This is a genomic window from Streptomyces sp. NPDC005728 (assembly GCF_040630895.1).
GTDB lineage: Bacteria > Actinomycetota > Actinomycetes > Streptomycetales > Streptomycetaceae > Streptomyces.
The window spans coordinates 1-18,262 of record NZ_JBEXYL010000083.1 but is presented as its reverse complement, the minus strand read 5'-3'; the positions used below and the strand labels follow the sequence as shown (position 1 = coordinate 18,262).

Genomic DNA, 18,262 nt, shown 5'->3' with positions numbered 1-18,262 from the left:
CCGTGAGCAAGTTCTTCCTCGCCAACCTGGCCGACACCAAGCCGAAGGACGGGCCGATCGACATGTCCGACGGTTTCAAGGACTTTTTCGACACCATCGGCCTGACCGGTGGCGGCTTGGTCACCAAGGGCATCGCGGCCGTGATCGCCGTGATCGCCGTCCGCATGCTGCTTCAGCTGTCCAACGACCCCAAGGGCGCCCTGCAGAAGGGGAGCATGGCGGTGGGCACCTTGTTCGTCGCCGTCATCCTCGCCCTGTACGGCGACACTCTGTTCTCGACCGTCACCAACGCCAAGGGGTGACCGTGGGAATCCACCAACGCCTGACGCTGTTCCTGGCGGGCAAGGCTGATGGATGCGACAAGTTGGCCCCGTCCTTGCAGGCCTCCTGCAAGGACGGCGGCGCCAAGCCGGATCCGTGTGCCGGGATCCCCGGCCCCGGAAAGCAGTACTGCGAGCAGTGGAACGAGGATCCCCACAGCGGCACCGGAGGCGGGGGCGGCGGCATCACCGACGGCGCCGCCGGACACGTCAGGCACCTCGCTGACAGCCTCATTGGACAGCTCGAGGCACTGCTCGCGCCCAAGGACGCATGGGCGCCGAAGCGGGCGGACAGTGCGTTGTACGAGCCATTTCTGTGGCTGGGGCAGCACTTGGCCGTGGCCGTGTTCATCTGTGTGGTTGTCGTGTGCGGCCTGACTGCGTGGCAGGGCGCACCGCGGATGCGGCAGTTGGGCGCGTCGACCGGTTGGACGCTGGCGGCTGTGGCCGGCATGGCGTCGGTGCCGGGTGTGGTGATGCTGCTGAACCGGGCCGTGAGCAGTGCGTTCACGGCCGCGTTTGACAGTAATGAGTCCACGTTGTTCACCGTCATCAGCCATGACATGGGCAGCGGAGCGGACGCGGCGAACCCGTTGGCGAAGCTGATTATTTATGCCGCGCTCGTAGTGGCTCTGGCCTTCGCTGCGCTGGTGTTCATGACGCGTCAGCTCGGTATTCTGGTGTTTGTCTGTGTTGCACCGTTGGTGCTGGCCTCGCTGGCGCGCGGGGGCGACACGTCGGCGGTCAAGGCGTGGGCCGTGCGGCTGATCGGACTGATGCTCGCCCCGTTCGCGTTGCTGGTCATCTCTCCGTTCGTGGAGCTCGCCAGGGGCTCACTGGTCGTGGACGCCGTCCTGCTGGTTGCCGCAGACGCCTTGATGCTGCGGATGATTTTCCATGGGGTGCCCTACTTCGGGCCCAAGGTGGCTGGCGCTGCTCGGACCCTGGTGGAGAACCGCACTGCCAACCCGTTTGCGCGGGCGGTCGTGCGAGTGGGCGCACCGGACGTCTACGAACGGGAGAACCCCCCACGGGGACCCCGCACGGTGGACACACCGCGTCGTGCCATGTCCCAGGACCGGGGGGTGCTGTTCGCCGCCTACGGCGTCAGGCAGGAGCAGCGGCCGGGGCGACTGACCACCGAGTCCGCGGTCGCCCAGGCCCGGCAGAGCGCTGCCCGCAACCAGCAGATCGCCCAGGCACGCCGTCAGGCACGCGCTGCAGCACAGCCCCAGCCACCCAACGGCCAGTCCCCGGCGCCGAACCCGGCGCCCACCCGGCCGCCCGGCCCGTAGGACGCCCGGCTCGCGCCTGGCCCCGGCTACTCGAATGCCGGGGCCAGGCGCGCTCAGCGGGCCCCGCACAAGGAGGTTTCTTCCCATGTACTCCCTGACCCCTGGCTACCGCATTCCCGCCGTGCAGCGAGGACTCAGCCCCGCCGAGACTCTGCTGACGAAGATCAACGCCGGGGTCGGTGGCGCCGTCCTGATGTCGACGACGGTCGCTCCGCCCCCCGTCTGGTGCTTCGGCGCGGTAGGCGCGGCCGCAGCGCTGCTGAACCTCGCGCCGGGACCACGCTCGATCGCCCGGTGGGCGACGGTGGGCTACCGGCATCTGCGGGAGCGCACCGCGCCGGAGCCGGCGTTCGACCGGCCCGGAGCCACCACCACATGGGCGCTGTACCCGGACCACGGCACCATGCAGGATCCGCTGCGCAGGGCCGGGTTCCACGACGCGTTCAGCCGCGCGCTGGCGTTCGCCGGCGACCAGGCCCGTACCGCCGGCATCCAGATTCATGCCACCCACCACTGCAGCGTCCGGGAGTACAGCACCCACGTCCAGACGATCTCCGTGCACGTCCCCAAGGGACTGGCCGGCCACCCGGCCCGCATCCTCGACACTCTGCGTGACGAGTTCGCCGCCCTGGGCGCCCTGACCCCCCTCACACCCGACCCCATCCCGGCTGTCGCCGAACGGGGTCCGGGCTGGGTCGCCCTGGACGACGGCCGCTACGCGGCCACAGCGCGGATCACTGCCTGGCCCGACGCGACCGGCGGTGACCTCATGCCGAAGCTGCTGCTGGGCCAGGACTCGGACCGCTCCCTGGCGGTGCTGTACCGGCCGCTGCCGGCGGGGCAGTCCCGCCGGTCGGCGAAATGGCAGTCGGCCGCAAGCGAAGCCTTCACCACGGACAAGATCAAGGCCGCCACACACGACCTCGCCTCCAGCAACGCCCACGGCGCACTCGTCGACGGCGCAACCCTGGTGGACCTCGACGCCTACCTCACGGTGTGGGGCGAGGACCCCGATGCGGTGACAGACGCTCGCTGGCAGGCCTCACGCACAGCCGACCGGCACCGCATCCATCTCGACTGGCTCACCGGGCAGCAGCATCGCGCTCACGTGATGACCACCCCCCACGGAGCCTCGACTCGGAAAGGGGTGATCCTCTGATGATTCGCCTGCCCTCCAGCCACGCTGCGATCACGGCACCATTCGTTGCGTCCAGCACCCGCTTTCCCGGTATCCCCATCGGGCGCTCCTTGCTGGACGGGCGTCCGTTCCACCTCTCCCCCGTCCTGACCGACACTGCGACCCTGCCGTCGACCAACTCGCTTGCCCTGGGCGGACTCGGTTCCGGGAAGAGCACTACGGCGAAGATCCGGATCCGCCGCGAGATCCTCGACCACGATCACCAGGCCGTCGTCCTCGACTCCTTCGGCGAGGACAGTGCGGCCGGCGAGTGGGCGCCGCTCGTCCGCTCCCTGGGCGGCCGGGTCATCCAGGCTGGCGCCTTCACACTGAACCCGGTCAGCAGCCTGTTCCCGTCCGAGGTCCGCGAACAGCTGGTCCGCTCCCTGATCGCGGCCGTCGAACCCGGCGCGCTCAGCCACCAGGCCGCCCACGCCCTGCAGCATGCCCTGAACCACCCCAAGGCGACGTCCCTGACCGGGCTGGTAGATGCCCTGATCAGCCCCGAGGACGGCCGGTGGCCGGCGGTGAAACTGGGTGAGTGGGGCGAGGGCGCCGCGATCGCGCTGAGCCGGTACACCGAGGGCAGCCTGCGGGGCCTGTTCGACGGCCAGGACGCCAGCCTGCCCCAGACAGACCTGCCGATCTTGTCCTTCGACTTTTCCAGCCTCGACCGCAACAGCCCGGCCATCCCCTCGCTCATGGCCGCCATCTCCTGCTGGGCAGAACACGTCTGGCTCAGGCAGTCGACCGCCGTGCACCGGCACCTGGTGCTCGAGGAGGCCTGGCAGATCCTGCTCTCCCCCGCGACCAGCGAGCTGATTCAGCGCCTGCTGAAGAACTCCCGCAAGGCGGCGCTGTCGCTGGACGTGGTGATGCACACGCTGTCCGACCTCGGCGACGGCCGGGCCCAGGACCTGGCCCGGTTGTGCGAGATTGCGCACATCGGGCGCCTGAACCCGGAAGAAGCCGCGGCTGTCGGCACGCTGTATGGCCTGCCCACCTGGGTGGTGGAGAAGATCCCCACGCTGGACCAGGGACAGGCAGTGTGGAAGGTCGGTCCCGACTACGTCGACGTCGTCCAGAGCGTGTTGAGCGAGGACGAAACTGCGCTCACGGACACCTCGTCGCGGCGCCGCCAGGCACAACAGGCCCTCACCACCGCTGAAGAGGATGAAGCTGACGCCGCTTTCGGCGTTGAGCAAGAAGTGCCGGTGGTGGGAGCCGTGGCCGACGTCGACAGAGACGGTGACGGCCGCGGTGGGTTCCTGGATGCTCTGGCGACATCGGCTGAGCAGGACGCCACTGATGGCCACTGGGACTGGGCCATGCCCCCCAACGTCATCGACGCCCGGCACCAGGACGTGATGCAGGCCGCGATGGAGGGACGGTGCAGCGAGGCTGCGCAGATGGCCGCCATCGGAGAGCGCGAGGACATCAACGCCCACGGCATCAACTCCGATCAGGCGGTCTCATGGCTGTCGACCCGGGCGCGGGTGGCTGATCTGTGTGGGAACCCCGACCAGGCAGCTCAACTGCGCGCTACGGTCGCCCGCATGGGCAAGGCCGAATGGTTCGAGACCAAGGACAGCGCGGGACCCGCCTGGCACAGCGGACCCCAACCACCGGCACCCACACCGGCCCCTGACAGCCACGCTTCCACGCCGCCGCGCCGGCGCACCTGGCCCTACGTCGCGGCGATTGCCACCCTGGGCATCGTCGCTGCGTGCGTGTGGCAGAACGCCTCGGACAATCACCACCGCCAAGAGCGCCAGGAGAAGGCCGCTGCCTACAAGGGCAGGTCCGGCGCGTCCGTCCAGATCGACGGGGTCGACACGGACCTCGTTGCCCAATGGAGCACCGACCGGTCCCGTGTCGTCGTGCAGCTGCGCAGCTACTTCGATCGCAATGCCCAGTTCCTGCGCATCGACAGCTCGTCAGGTGAGACTGCTCAGAGCACCCGCCAAGACGGGTGGTACCCGAAAGACCCTGAGATCAGCTTGCGGGTCACCGATGCGCTTGCCGATGTGACGGTCCGGATAGCGGTCGGCGGGAAGAGGTGGCATGAGGGCATGGCGCCCTACTCCCGCACGGTCCGCCTATCTCCGACTGGTGTCGCGTACGACGCCAAGACCGGCCACCGCCTGCCCGAGGACTAGCCTGCCGCCCTGACGGCCCGCATCTCACGAGATGCGGGCCATTCTCCGTTTCCGGACACCTCCAGGAGCCCCGCATAGCCCTCGCCCAACCGCCCAGCGATCCCGGGGCCGGGGCGAAAACTGGGCAGGCCATCCGGCCTCACGCACCACTACCCCCGTCCCACACCCGATTGGAGAACACGTGGCCGTAATAGGCGTGCTGTCGGAGCCGACCCCGCCGACCTGGTGGCGGTCGAACCGGCACAAGGTCTTCGGCGTCAGCGGACTGCTGATCGGCTGCGCCCGTCGGCGACCTGCGGTTGAGGCAGACCAGCCAGTACCTGCCGAAGCCGCGGCACATCGACGTTCCAGTGGTTCAACGCGTCGTACTTGGCGCCGTGCTCGCGCCAAGGCTCGGCTACCAGCGTCAGATCCACCGGTGCTGTCACCGGTCCGTCCGCACGCAACAGCGCATCAGCCAGCTCGAACAGGCCGTCGCGGCGGGCGGACAGGCATCCGAAGAAGTCGCCTCGGAAGCGTAACGCCACCGCGAACGCGTCTCCTTGGGCATTGTCGTCAAGCAAACTCACCTCACGGCCTTCGTTTGAACCTGTTTTCTGTGACGGGGCAAAGGATCAAGCGAAGGCCGTCCTCACGTCAGCGAATCCCTTTCCAGGCAATCAAGTTCGGGCATCGCTCGAAGTCAGGGCCCTGAAGAACAAATTCAGCGTTCTTCGTCCACGCTTACGTCGCCCAGTTCCAACAGCACATCCTTCACCGGGAAGTGGGCCTCCAACGCGGCCCGAAGAGCGGCCAGAGCGTCGCGGATCTCGGAGATCTGATCACGTGGCTTTCGGGCTTCGAGATATGCCACAACGCTCAGGGAGATCTCGGGACCCCAGTCCTGGGCGGTGGGGAACGCTACCTGGGGCCAGCGGGCACGGTCTATGTCGGGGGGCGGCTCACTACGTGCCAGGTGACCGGGCTCGAGCGGCAGCTGTCCTCCGCGAGTCACGCGCATGAGACTGTCGAGCGCATTGGACTTCTCTCCGACAAACGGCCCCAGCTTCATGTACGCATCGCTACTCACGACATGGAGGGCAACGCTCTTTTCCCGCAGAACCGCCTTGATTCGGTTCAGATCGGCCACCTGCTTGGTCGCCAGCGGAGTCAGCCGGTATCCGTAACGCGGCGCATCGGGATCGTCCCGCCGGACCGCCGCTACGTAGTCCTCAAGCAGTCGGACGATCTCATCGGCGGTCATCATAGCCTCGCTGAGCCTCACATAGATCATGAAGAGGGCGGCGCCGAGTCTCCGCCGCCTTGCATCATCCCGAATTCCTCTGAGCCCCGGCAGCCCTTGGGTCAGTGCCTCGACCAGCACCCTGATCAGCTCGATCATGATTCCCCCGCCAGCCCGCATCAAATCAGCCGGATCGTACTCGTTTCCACCCTCGCGTACCTTGCGAATCGGACTATGACCAAGGGTCGTCAGCCTGTCCGGCAAACCCCAGGTGAGTAAGCGCGTACGACCCGCCGTTCGACGGCGGGGGTTAAGGAACAGGCTGAGGATGTCGAGGCTTGCTCAGGAATGGGCGCTGGACCGGGCGATGACAGCAAGGCAAACATGCAGGTGCTGCCGCCGCCGGTACTACCACTGTCTTTCCACCACGCTCCGCGTCTGCCTGGAATGCCACGACGGCACTCCGGCCAGCCCCGGTAGCTACGTCGCCGCCCCGGCCCCGCAAGCACACCAGCTGACCGCGTAGCACGAACGACCCTGCTCTGTGCCACGGGACAGCCGCTCTGCTTTCCGGCTCACAGCTGTCCCGGGCCCCCCATCCCATGCGATCGAGACGGAGAACCCCAGTATGCCCTCCATCCTGCGCATTCAGGCCCAGATCGGGCGGCGCACACTCTTACTGGCCACCGTTGCTGTGCCGTTGACCGGCTGGACCGTGCACGCCGTCGCGCTGCATAGGAGGCTCGCAGCCACCCGGAAGGACCCGCTGACCGGGCTGCTGCGCCGCGACGCGTACACCGCCCGGGCCCAGAGGATCCTGCGTCGCCACGGCGACGACACAGCGGTGATCATGGTCGACGCCGACCACTTCAAGGCCGTCAACGACGGCATGGGCCATGCGGCCGGTGACGCCGTCCTCGCCGCGTTCGGCGCCCGGCTCTCCGCCTGGGCAGGCCCGCGTGCCGCCATCGGCAGGCTCGGAGGCGATGAGTTCGCCGTCGTCCTGGAGCTGCCCGCCGGCCGCCGTACGGACCGCTTTCAGCAGCTGGTCCGGATGCTGCACACGCCGGTCGTCCTAGACGATGGCCGCACCGTCGGCGTCGCGGCCTCGGTCGGCGCTGCGACGCCGGACATGATCGGCGCCCTCGACCTGACGGTGTTGCAGCGGGCCGCTGACGCCGCTCTGTACGACGGTAAGCACTCCGGCCAGGCCGCCCTTGCCACCGCCGCGCACACAAGGGTGCCGTCCATCAACGGCCGCCGCACAGGACGGCCGGGCACGGCCGGGTGGGGCGAGCTGCATGAGCATCGCCACCCTGCCTGAGGGTGTTCCAGCAGCTGCCTGACTTTCGGCCGTGACCGCCCGGCGCGGCCACCTGCGCGCTGTGCCCGCACCGTCGGAGCAGCCCGTGGCGCCGGTCCAGCTCCTGAACTGGCGTCGCGGGAGGCACCTCGACCGGCCCGCCCCGTGCGTGTTGTGCGGCACCACCACCCCGCTGAGGCCCCACGCCAAAGAGCCCGTGCACAAGGCGTGCGCGGAGGAACGCGGAGCACTCCGGCGAGACCCGGTTCGTGTCCGACCGTCCAAGGGCGGGACGACCGACCACACCTGAACTCTCCCCTCACCTCCAGCTGGAGGATCCCATGAGCAGCACCTACCGCAACGTCGACCATGCCCTCGCCATATCCCGAGCCGCCCGCATCCACGCTCTGGCACCGCGACGGCCCGAAGACCCGGCCGCTGACCGACGCCGAGAGGAAGCGCAACCGCGAGCTCCTGGTGCTCGCGCAGCACACCTCCCGACCCCGCTCCCCTCGCACCACCGACACCCTGGCGGAGGCCAGCTAATGGACACCAACTACTGCGCCGTCGACGGCTGGGCCGACACCATCCCTGCCCCCAGCTCACGCGGCACCGCTACCTTCAACCTGATCGTCCGACCGGCCGACGCCGACACCATCGCCCCGGATACCCCGGCACGGTGGTCTCCTGCACCAGCGGCGACCCGCAGATCACCCGCGACCTGCTGACCGACATACAGCCTGGCGGCCTGCTGCGCGTCACCGGCACCCTGGTCCAGCCCCAGACGCCCGGTGAGAGCGCCCGGCTCACCGTCGACGCCTGGAAGTCCTGGACACCGCGCTCATCCCGGTCCTGCGCGAGTCGGTGATGGACCGGCACGGCGACTACTGCGTCACCTACGACGCCGACCGCGAACAGGTTCCCGTTTCACCACGCTCGGGCAATGGGTCGGCCTGGCGGACAAACCCGACGTCATCGCACCCTGATCGACATCCACGAGCGCGTGAACGGCGGTGACACGTGATGCCCACGACCTCTCAGGCACGCACCGTCCTGGAGCGGTTCCCCGCCGGAGGCCCCCGCGGCTCCTGGCCGGCTGGAGAGTACGCCGCCGCCCCACACGCCCAAGGCACCAACGCTCAGGTCGTGATGAACCTGCGCACCGACCAGTTCCTTGTGGTCACCAAGACCGCCATCCAATAGCACCACCCCTGGAGCGCCGTGCCCCGCCCTTCCCGGCCGGGGGAGGCGCTCCGGACGTTCCCGCCCCTCCAGCGCCGGACAGGAGGCTCTCTTGCGCCCGATCCGTCTGATCTCCTTCGGCTACCTGCACCTGCCCACCGGCCCGGACGGCACCCCCCCCCCCCATCTGGCCCACTGCCGACCGGATCGCGGACGTCCGCGACCGGCTTCGCGACCCGGCGCTCGCCCGCGACGTCCTCGACTTGGACGGCTTTCACCCCCGTGTTCAGGACATCGTCCTGAACACCCCCGGTGCCCGCGAGCTGCTCGCCAGCCTCCCCGACTACGGCGACCTTTCCGCCGGGCCCGCCGCATCGCCATCGGATGCGTAGGAGGCCGGCGCCGTGCGATCGGACTCACCGAACTCCTGGTCCGCGCACTGCGAGACTGCGGCCGCCGGGTCGGAGTCGAGCAGGCGCCGACAAGGGCTCCGGCTGTACCGTCCAGGGGCGGCAGTGCGCGCAGCACGGACTCGGTGAGAATAACGGGAGCGGCCGACTCCCATAGCCCGGCGCAGACCGCTCTCGGGGCGCCGTTCGAGTACGGCAATGATCATGATGTTTGCGACGTTCACACCACCGAGGAGCAGAACGTCGGCCGCCGACGCCGGCCCGCAGACCGGGGAGAAGGCCTCGATGGCGGCCTGCTTGGCGGTGGGGGTATACCACGGCCTGGAGTCGGCGGCGGTGTGCGTGGACTCGGGATCGGTGACGGCAGCGAGCACCCGGCGGAAAAGGTCGACCGCACTGTCCTCGGTCTGTATACAGACGGTCTTGGAGGGACCGTCGAAGCCCAGCAGTCTGGCTGAGGCGACCTAGCCGAACGCGGCGGTGGAATCCAGCTCGGGGGCAGCGGAAACGGCCGGAGAAGGCGAACCACTGTCCTGACAGGCTTCCAGCCTCGCGCGGCCCCGTGTGGGGGGTTCGGTAGCTTCGGTCGCTCGAGTCGCTGGTCCGTACTCTGCTCAGCGACTGAAGGACAGCTACTGGGCGACTCTTCGGTCGCTGGCTCAGTCGCTGCTAAAACCACAGGTCAGAGCCTTGGCGAAGGCAATACAGCGACTGAAGCGACCGATCCTTCGGATATATGAAGCCATTCCTGTGCGCGTGTGTGCGTCATATATAGGGACCTTGAGTCGCTTCAGTCGCTGTTTTGGGTGCCCTCTCGCTTCTGACCTGCGGTTTTTGTGGAAGCGATGAGCAGCGACCGAAGAGAGTCTGGTCGCTGTGGTGCTCGTTCGGTCGCTGATGCCGCCCCGGTGGTCACTTCATCGACACGGTCTTGTGGTTCTTTCGCATGTGCACCGACACCTGGCTGGCCGGGTTCGCTAGTCTGTGTCTGTCGTTGAGTCGCTTCAGTCGCTGATAGGGGATGTCGATGCCTGCTGAGCTGCGGATTTCTCGCAGCGACTCACGGCAGCCCGCCCCTGAGCCTTCAGTCGCTGAGCTGCCATTGGCCGTCGCCACGAGGTGTGTGCGCCAAGGCTGGTTCGTGCACCCCCTGGCTCCTGGACGCAAGACGCCCGCAGCGAACTGCGCCGACTGCCGTACAGCCTCGCACTTGCCTGCCCACTGTCCGTGTCTGCCGGCAGGCCGGTGGTGTCACGGTTTCCACGCGGCTACGCAGGACCTGCGTCGTGTGGAGCAGTGGTGGGCTGCCAACCCGCAGTTCGGCGTCGGTGTCGCTTGCGGCCCGGCCGGGCTCGTCGTCATCGACATCGACGCGAAGCCCGCCGAGCCGCCGAGCCGTGACCGGATCCTGCCCGGCATCCCCATTGCCGAGCACATCGACCTCACTGGCCTGTCCACCGGATTCCATACCCTTGCAGTCCTGGCTGCTCTCCGAGGTCAGCACAGCCCTGCCGACGACGAAACCACGATGCGGGTACGCACACCGTCCGGCGGTCTGCACGTCTGGTACCGGGCCGGCGACGGCCGCCGCTGGCAGTGTTCCGCCGGCTCCAGCCAGGGCCGTGCCCTCGCCTGGCAGGTGGATGTCCGTGCCCACGGCGGCTACATCATCGCCCCTGGTACCACCACGAGCAGTGGTACCTACACCCCTGTCGACGACGTACGGGAAGCCGCGCTCCTGCCCGCCTGGCTCGCCCAGGAACTAGAACGCACCGGGCATCTGTCGCCTCCCGCCGTTCCCGCCCCCCGGCCGGTTCCCCCTCGTGCCCGGCAGGCGGTCCTCGCCGCGGGCGGCGGCCGCGACGGTATGAGCCGTTTGCTCGCGGCGGTTCTCGCCCCCGTCGAGGAATGCGGCCAAGTCCGGGAAGGAGCCGGCTTCTCCGAGGCTCTCAACCGTGCTGCCTACACTCTTGGTGGACTTGCCGCCGCAGGCCGCCTTCCCCAGGATGAGGCCGAGCGTGCACTGCGGGAGACCGCCGCTGCCGCCCGCCCCGGCCAAGAGCGTCGCTTTGAGCAGATCATCCGCAGTGGTCTGGCGGCAGGAGCCAAGCGTCCCCTTCACTCCGCGGGGGGGAGCCGCCCGTGACCTCCCCCAGCAACGAGACGCTCTTCGATTTCGACCCCGAGGCCGTCGCCGCCCAGATCCGTGCCCAGGGCCCCCTCCCCGTTCCTTCCCAGGCGGACGCCGGCCGGTCCCGGGCCGGTGAAGCCACTGCGGCCGGGCTGGTGCCCGACACCCTTTCCGATCGCGGCAATGCCAAACTGTTCGTCAAGCTGTACGCCAACGACTACCGGCACGTCCCCGGGATGGGCTGGTACCGGTGGGACACCACCCGCTGGCAGATCGATGAGGACGACACCGTGTTGTGGGCCGCCGGCGATCTCGCGGAGAACATCGCCGACCACGATCCCCGCGGTGTCCTCAGCACCCAAGCCCTGCTGCAGCATCGCCGTCGCGCGCTGTCCACCACCGGCATCAACGCCATGCTCACCCAGGCCAAGTCCGCTCCTGGCATGGTCCTCAACGCCGCCTTGCTGGACGCTGATCCGTACGCTCTGTGTACCCCGGACGGCATCGTGGACCTCCACAGCGGTCTGATCAATACGCCCGACCCCAACAAGGACTTCCACTCCCGTTCCACCACCGTCGGCCCTCAGCAGGTTCCCACCCCCCGCTGGGACCGCTTCTTGACCGACACGTTCGGCGACGATGCCGAAGGCCGGGAGATGATCGCCTTTCTGCAGCTGCTACTCGGCTACTCCGTCACGGGCGATGTCGGAGGCCAAGTCCTCCCCTTCCTCTTCGGTTCCGGCAAAAACGGCAAATCTGTCCTCCTGGACGTGCTGATGAAGCTGCTCGGCGACTATGCGGACGCCGCTCCGCCCGGCTTCCTCATGGCCCGCCCCTATGAAGGCCATCCCACCGACCTTGCGGAACTCCACGGCCGACGTGTGATCGTCTGTTCCGAGGTCAAGCCTGGCGACAAGTTCGACGAGGCCCGTGTGAAGCTGCTCACCGGCGGTGACCGCATCAAGGCCCGTCGGATGAGGCAGGACTTCTTCAGTTTCCAGCCGACTCACAAGCTCTGGCTGCTGGGCAACCACCGGCCCGAAGTCGGGACCGGCGGCTTCGCGTTCTGGCGCCGTATGCGCCTGATCCCCTTCGAGAGGGTCGTTCCCGACAACCGCAAGATCGACAACCTCGCCGACATCCTCGTCACAGAAGAAGGCCCCGGCATTCTCGGCTGGCTGATCACCGGAGCCCGCCGCTATCTCTCCGGTGACCGGGACCTCACGGGCCCCGAGCGGGTCCGGATTGCCACCACCGCGTACGCCGAGACCGAGGATCACACGGGGCGTTACTACGAGGAATGCTGCGTACTGGGCCCCGAGCTGCGCGCAGAACAGGCTGCCCTCTACGCGGCCTACAAGACCTGGTGCCAGAATGAAGGCGTACCGGCCATGTCCTCGCGGGCGTTCGCCGCACGCACGCGTGAACTGGTCGGACTCGCTTCGCCCAAGGAGATGATCCTGTCCAACCAGCGCAAGCACTACCCGGGCATCGGACTACTTACCGACAAGGAAAGGGACGTCACCCGATGAGCTCGCTGATTACCGAGGACGAGATCAGCCACGAAACCGAACTCGTCTGGCTCGAGACGGTTGTGGACCTCGACTACGTCCGCCAGAGTCTGGACCGGCTACCTACCCGCCGAGGCAAGCCTGCCTACCATCGTGATGGACGCATGGTGGGCTACGCCCTCCTGGGGCCCACAGCGAAGCCCTCTCGTTCCTCGGGCACGTTCCGACGCCGTGTCTTCTGGCTCCTGCCCCACGATCGCGACAGCGAGCCCGATGGCCTCTACGCCAAGGGAGCGCCCGCCGAGGCCGTCGATCCGCGCACGCTTGTCGCACGGGTGAAAGGCTTTAAGACCGAGCGTTCCGAAGGTGGTCCGCCCTCAAGCGCCATGAGGGCACTCGGCATAACGCTTCCACTGTGATCGGCCGGATGCAGCAGTCGTGCTCCAGTCCGCCCGGTCGGCTGCCGACGTGGTCGAATCCTGCCGTCGGTCCTGTTCACAGGCGCTCTCGGGCCTAGACCAGGAGCTTCCGAGCGGATGTAGAGAGCGGGAATGCCCTCCCCACCGCTGGACAACTTGCACACCGATGGGGAACTTGGCCGTGAACCATTGCCTTTTACAACTGGGCGCCGATGTTTCATGAGTCGCAATGATGGCTTGGACGCCGTCGCCGAAGAGGTCGCTCCGCTCCGTGCCACTATCGGCGCACTGTTCGGCAAGCGGGCTCGCCCCGCCCCTGGCAAGGCTGTTGTCTGCCGCAAGGGAGACGGTCGCCCCTTCAGGCTCGGTAATGGCGCGCCCACACCCGCCAAGGCGGTACGCCCTCAATGGTGCCGAACTCTGCGCCCCGTCCGGCAAACACTGCCCTTTCAGGGGCTGCGTCGCAGTTGTGAAGGCAGGCGGCAGCGACGATGCGGACACCTGACCGATCGTGATCACCCGTAGCCTTCCCGTCCGCGTACTGTGCGACATGCCACCTACAAGTGTGGCCCCGGAGCGAGTGGTTCGGAATGAGTAATCAATACTCAATGAGCGGTTGATCTTCATGATCACGTAGATGGAGCGCATTTTCTGGCACCCCGTCGGCACTTCGATTCCGCCCCAGCTGATGGAGTCCCTTGCCGTGAACTCCCCTGCCCATCTGTGGCGTGGCACTCTCTGTCTGCACCGACGCCGGTCTCTGTGGGCAATGGCCGAGGCCGGCTGGTGCCCCACCTCTGGTGGCTGGTGCCTTGTTACTGTCTCGGAAGTCTCCTCGCCGGATCACCGGAAACTCTGGGCACAGTCGATGCACCCCTCGTACGGAGAAGTTGGGAGCGGGTGAGCACAGGGAATGAGGCCGAGGTGGTGATGCCGGAAGGCGGATCCCTGAAGCCGTCGGCCACTCCCCCCATCGTGCCGCCCGGACTCGGTCTGCTTGGTGCCACGCTGATGAGAAGTCGTGCTGCGAAGGCAGTTGGGCCGAGCGTACTGAGCAAGGGGTGGCCTCAGCCCCAATGGGCCGGAGGTCACCCCTTGCTCAGTCAGAGCTCCGAACCAGGGAGGGTTTCGCGCCGTTGCTGATGCTTCATCAAAACAGAGAGCATCCTGTCGAATTCGGTGTCGCTCATTTTCCGGATGAGGTGCATGGCCACGAAAACACCGTCATCGTAGGGGAGTTTCGGCAGTGAGGGCTTCTGAGCCGCCGCGAGGTCCTCGCCATTGACTTCACCGTCGGTGCGCGGTTCGGGTACCGCTCCTGCACTTGCGGGCGCAGAGGCCTCCCCCATCGCAGCCGGGGCCGACGTGTGGTCAGGCTTGGGGGCATCTGCCATTACGTCGTAATAGCTGCTGGCGTCGGCCTGGTTCCGTGCGTGGTCCTGTACGTCGGCCGGCGCGTCCTCCGCTGCTGCTTCCGCTCTCCGGGCCGGCGCCTCGGGCTGGACTGCGGCCCGAGGCTCAGACTGTGTTTTCTGCTGTCGATTCCTGAGATGGCGCTCCTGCTTCTCGGCCTCTTTCCTGGCGCGTTCGGCCTTCAGCTCGTCCAGGGCTGCCTGCTGCTGCTCGGCTGGTTTGTTGCCGACCGCGCGCAGCAGATCGATGGGCTCTTCGCCCACACGGGCCTGGAGTTGGGGAGTGAGGTTGAGCAAGGCCAGACGCTGTGACACCCAGCCTTGAGACCGATGGAGCCGCCTGGCCAGGGCGGTCTGGCTGCCGTGGATGGACAGCAGGCGTTGCAGGGCGCGGGCTTCGTCGAGTTCCTCGAGGTCCTGTCGATGGATGTTGGCCACCAGGGCGGACTCGAGGATTTCCTCGGAGGTGGTCCCCTGGTCGTCGCTGACCATCACCTTGATGCTGGTGAGGCCCGCTTCGCGGGCCGCGGCCAGACGGCTGCTGCCGTCGATGACGACGTGGGTGGTGTTCGGCTCGAGGTCGGCTTCGCGGTCCGGGTTCGCTTTGAGGTAGGCGTCACGGTTCATGACCGTGATCGCCTGCTTCTGCCCGTGGGTCGACAGGCTGCCCGCGAGGTCGGTGAGATCGCCGAGACTGGAACGGGGATTGTCGGGGTTGGGACTGATCTTGTGGGTGGGAAGTTCGGTGGGCGGAGCGACCCCGTCGGTGGGGACACCAGTTGCGGCGGCCACGGCCTGGCGGCGTGCGCTGATGGTGCGGGTCGTTCCGCCGAAGCGACCGACTCCCAGTTGATCGGCCTTGCTCATCAGATCTCCCGGGCCAATGCGCGCATCCCGATCGCCTGCTGCGACTTGGGTGCATAGGTCAGCAGGGGTTGTTTCACACGCACGGCTTCCTTCTGTTCCTTGAGGTCTCCGATGAGTCCGACGACCCTCGGATCCTTTATGTCGACCCACCCCTGCAGAGAGGATGTGGCGATGTAACCACGGCGGGAGTCATAGAGATTGACGACGATGCCGAGGTAGTCGATGTCGATCTGGAGGTCACCGCGCAGGTCGTCGATCTGTGTAGTGAGGAGTTCATAGGCGTCGGCGGAACTGTCCTCGGCCTGGACCACGATCAAGGCCCCGGACTGGCCGGGCGTCTCTGCGTCGCGGCGTCGACCGTAGTAGGCAGCGGCGTCCATGCTGAGGCCGAGGCTGGGTGGGCAGTCGACGAGGATGACGTCGTAGTCGGCTTCGAGCGGGGCTAGTGCCCTCTCCAGTGCGGCTTCCCGGGCGCGCACCGCCGACAAGCGCACATCAAGGAGGAAGGCATCGTTGCATGCTGGCAACAAGTGGAGTCGCCCACCGAACGAATCGTCGTCGACGGAGACGATGAGATCGCGAAGGTCGCCCTTGGGATCCCCCGCCATGTGGTTGGTGAGACTGTCGCCGTTCAGTGGCAGAGGTGTTGCGCCCAGTTGGTTCGTGAGGTGGCACTGCGGGTCGAAGTCGACGAGAAGCACGCGCAGCCCGAGGCCAGGCAGGCTCTCGATGTCGAACGGATCGCCGTCGGGCTCCAGATCACCTACGTGGGTCTCACTTGCCCGAAGAGCCTTGGTAAGCGCCTTGGCAATGCGTACGGAGTGCAGCGTGTTGGGATCCTCGGCCAGTGCTTCACCGACGCCTGCGGTGATCGCTGTCTTTCCGACACCGCCCTTCTGATTGCAGACGATGATGCGCCGGGTGATCGCGGGGCGATCGACGTCGGGGGCTGGGTTGGCATCGAGCCAGAGCTGGATGGACTGGGCCAGGCCCTGGATGAACGAAACACGCCGGTCCGTGGCGATCTGACGGAACGTGTCCCATTGCCCTGGTGGCAGGAAGGTGGAGAAGGAGTCTGCGCCGGCGGTGTCGATGGCGGTGGGTGCGGAAGCCAGGTTGCACCAGTCGCTGATGCCCTGCTCGACGGCCGTTTGGATCTCGGTGCCGTGCTGAGCGGCTCTGATTTTGAGGCTCTGCCGGAGCCATCCCGGCAGTTTGGAGACGACCTTCTCGCGGTCGCTGGAGGTGGCTGGCGAACTCATAGAAGACACCTTACTAACGTCTCTGATCCTTTCAAGCACTGGCGCGTTAGCTAGGGATGATTGTTGGTACGTCATCCGTTTCTGTAGGTATCTCAGGCACCATCGTCTCGCCCTCGGCCCCCTCTGGGTATGCGTCCCCACCATTACGCCGTAATAGGGCTCCGCACGGCCAGGTCGCGCGCGGGCAGACGTACGCACGTGCATGGCTTGACGCGTGTGAGGTGCCACCACCAACGCCGCCCCCTCCCGGGTCTGGTCACCGACGTCCATCAACTTGAGCCAGCTGCGTCTCGGCTGTACCTCGGCGCCACTCCCCCAGCGGCGTTCATCGGCTCCCGGGGGCTATTACGCCGTAATAGCCCCCGGGAGCATGAGGCAGGTGCCAGGCATGCCATCCGGTGCTCCGCTGTCGTGTCGCACCTGTGCCAAGGTTTACCAAGGCGTCGCGGGCGTCCGCGTCAGTAGACCTACTGATAGCGCGGCGCGTCACGCGTCTGGACGGTTGATTCCAGGAGTGAGTCGGGTGCTGTCGACTCTCGCGATGGCGGTCCAGTCGGACGAGTGCGGCAGCTCCGTGGGAGTCGTACTCCTTGATGTCAGCGGGGCCGCAGCCCGTCGAACACCACGTCGAAGATCCGCTCCCGCGGCGTTGGATCCGCTCCGAGTTGCTCCATCGCCCTGCTGGTGCCGGCCAGTAGGGCGATGAACTCTGGCAGACCCAGCTCTGGGCGGACTGCCCCAGCCTGTTGCGCCCCCGCCAGCAGCTCGGCAAGCCGACCCTGGATCTCCATGGTCGGGCCCTGCAGTGACGCGTGAACGTCCCTCCCGGCCGCGGAAAGAGCCTGGGTGAACTCGTTCCTGCCCACGGACTCCTCCACCACCAAGCGGAGGCACGCGAAGAAGGCGTCGGCCGGCCCGGCCTCGGCAGCCAGCCGCGCGGTCTGGGCTGCCATGGCCTCCAGCCTTCGCACCATCACCGCCTCCAGCAGTGCTTCCTTGGTCGGGAAGTGTCGAAAGAGTGTGCCGACTCCGCCCCCGGCGGCGCGGGCGATTCGGGCCGCATCCGCCCGCAGCGGGCGCTCGGGAGTGCCACTCATTCCTCTCCCGCCCTTCTCGGTCGACGCCAGACTCACCTTGGACAACCGGAGTTGATAGTCCATATGGTTTATTCGGAGTCGCTAGTCCGATTCTGGCGGCGGTCCCGCTGGAGGTTGATCATGTCCGAAACGCTGTCCCCTCGTGACGTCGTGCAGAAGCTGGTCGACGGCATCGCCGCGGGGCGGTTCACGGAGCTCGCCGAGCTGCATGCCGAGGAAGCCGTAGTGGAGACCGTCTTCGAGCCGGTCGGCCCGCGCCGGTTCGAGGGGCGGGCCACCCTGAAGCAGCGTTTCGCGCAGGTATCCGCGAGTTCACCCGTGGAGCTGACCCCGGTGAACGTGGTCGTCCGGGAAACCGACGACGCGGAGGTGGTCGTCGCCGAGTTCGACTGCCAGGTGTACCACCGGGTGACCGGGCGGACTTTCACGTCCTCCAACATCCAGGTGCTGCGGGTCCGCGACGGCCTGATCGCGGCGAGGACCACCACGACCTCG

The 18,262-nt window shown here is 67.2% G+C and carries 15 protein-coding genes and 1 pseudogene; 11 read left to right on the top strand and 5 right to left on the bottom strand.

Annotated features, from left to right (window positions below; all coding sequences use genetic code 11):
- Positions 1-2: 2 nt before the first annotated feature.
- The 3 genes from ABZ471_RS36890 (at position 3) to ABZ471_RS36880 (ending at position 4,951) form a co-directional block, all read left to right on the top strand.
- Positions 3-302 (top strand): hypothetical protein, encoded by a 300-nt coding sequence (locus ABZ471_RS36890; RefSeq protein WP_359072793.1) that lies wholly within the window; start codon positions 3-5, stop codon positions 300-302.
- A gap of 2 nt (positions 303-304) precedes the next feature.
- Positions 305-1,615 carry a hypothetical protein gene (locus ABZ471_RS36885; protein WP_359072792.1) on the top strand — a complete coding sequence of 437 codons (1,311 nt, stop codon included), beginning with the start codon at positions 305-307 and terminating at the stop codon, positions 1,613-1,615.
- A gap of 996 nt (positions 1,616-2,611) precedes the next feature.
- A complete protein-coding gene (locus ABZ471_RS36880; protein WP_359072790.1) occupies positions 2,612-4,951 on the top strand; it encodes a hypothetical protein in 2,340 nt (779 codons plus the stop codon).
- A gap of 278 nt (positions 4,952-5,229) precedes the next feature.
- Here ABZ471_RS36880 and ABZ471_RS36875 read toward each other — a convergent pair.
- Positions 5,230-5,520 (bottom strand): annotated as a pseudogene (locus ABZ471_RS36875) (transposase); the annotation flags it as partial.
- 134 nt (positions 5,521-5,654) lie between these two features.
- Positions 5,655-6,332 (bottom strand): hypothetical protein, encoded by a 678-nt coding sequence (locus ABZ471_RS36870; RefSeq protein WP_359072788.1) that lies wholly within the window; start codon positions 6,330-6,332, stop codon positions 5,655-5,657.
- A 469-nt stretch (positions 6,333-6,801) separates the two neighbouring features.
- Here ABZ471_RS36870 and ABZ471_RS36865 point away from each other — a divergent pair, with 469 nt between their 5' ends.
- The 7 genes from ABZ471_RS36865 to ABZ471_RS36835 all read left to right on the top strand — a co-directional run bounded on the left by ABZ471_RS36865 (position 6,802) and on the right by ABZ471_RS36835 (position 13,129).
- Positions 6,802-7,497, top strand: coding sequence for a GGDEF domain-containing protein (locus ABZ471_RS36865; protein WP_359072787.1), 696 nt, complete (start codon positions 6,802-6,804; stop codon positions 7,495-7,497).
- Between the two features lie 348 nt (positions 7,498-7,845).
- Positions 7,846-8,022 (top strand): hypothetical protein, encoded by a 177-nt coding sequence (locus ABZ471_RS36860; protein WP_359072785.1) that lies wholly within the window; start codon positions 7,846-7,848, stop codon positions 8,020-8,022.
- 133 nt (positions 8,023-8,155) lie between these two features.
- On the top strand, positions 8,156-8,344 hold the full coding sequence (locus ABZ471_RS36855) for a hypothetical protein (RefSeq protein ID WP_359072783.1): 189 nt from the start codon (positions 8,156-8,158) through the stop codon (positions 8,342-8,344).
- A gap of 155 nt (positions 8,345-8,499) precedes the next feature.
- Positions 8,500-8,679 (top strand): hypothetical protein, encoded by a 180-nt coding sequence (locus ABZ471_RS36850; RefSeq protein ID WP_359072782.1) that lies wholly within the window; start codon positions 8,500-8,502, stop codon positions 8,677-8,679.
- Positions 8,680-10,095: 1,416 nt separating this feature from the next.
- On the top strand, positions 10,096-11,214 hold the full coding sequence (locus ABZ471_RS36845; protein WP_359072780.1) for a bifunctional DNA primase/polymerase: 1,119 nt from the start codon (positions 10,096-10,098) through the stop codon (positions 11,212-11,214).
- Positions 11,211-12,731 (top strand): phage/plasmid primase, P4 family, encoded by a 1,521-nt coding sequence (locus ABZ471_RS36840; RefSeq protein ID WP_359072778.1) that lies wholly within the window; start codon positions 11,211-11,213, stop codon positions 12,729-12,731. The genes ABZ471_RS36845 and ABZ471_RS36840 overlap by 4 nt, the downstream gene beginning before the upstream one ends.
- On the top strand, positions 12,728-13,129 hold the full coding sequence (locus ABZ471_RS36835) for a DUF6009 family protein (protein WP_359072777.1): 402 nt from the start codon (positions 12,728-12,730) through the stop codon (positions 13,127-13,129). Before ABZ471_RS36840 ends, ABZ471_RS36835 begins: the two co-directional genes overlap by 4 nt.
- A 1,103-nt stretch (positions 13,130-14,232) precedes the next feature.
- Here ABZ471_RS36835 and ABZ471_RS36830 read toward each other — a convergent pair.
- The 3 genes from ABZ471_RS36830 to ABZ471_RS36820 form a co-directional block, all read right to left on the bottom strand.
- Entirely contained in the window at positions 14,233-15,408 is a 1,176-nt protein-coding gene (locus ABZ471_RS36830; protein ID WP_359072775.1) for a ParB/RepB/Spo0J family partition protein, read from the bottom strand.
- Positions 15,408-16,670, bottom strand: coding sequence for a ParA family protein (locus tag ABZ471_RS36825; RefSeq protein ID WP_359072773.1), 1,263 nt, complete (start codon positions 16,668-16,670; stop codon positions 15,408-15,410). The genes ABZ471_RS36830 and ABZ471_RS36825 overlap by 1 nt, the downstream gene beginning before the upstream one ends.
- A gap of 596 nt (positions 16,671-17,266) precedes the next feature.
- Positions 17,267-17,767: a TetR/AcrR family transcriptional regulator gene (locus ABZ471_RS36820; RefSeq protein ID WP_359072771.1), complete on the bottom strand. Its 501-nt coding sequence runs from the start codon at positions 17,765-17,767 to the stop codon at positions 17,267-17,269.
- 120 nt (positions 17,768-17,887) lie between these two features.
- On the opposite strand from ABZ471_RS36820, the gene ABZ471_RS36815 reads away from it, so the two are divergent.
- Positions 17,888-18,262: nuclear transport factor 2 family protein (locus ABZ471_RS36815; protein WP_359072769.1), on the top strand; the 375-nt coding region annotated here is incomplete at its 3' end.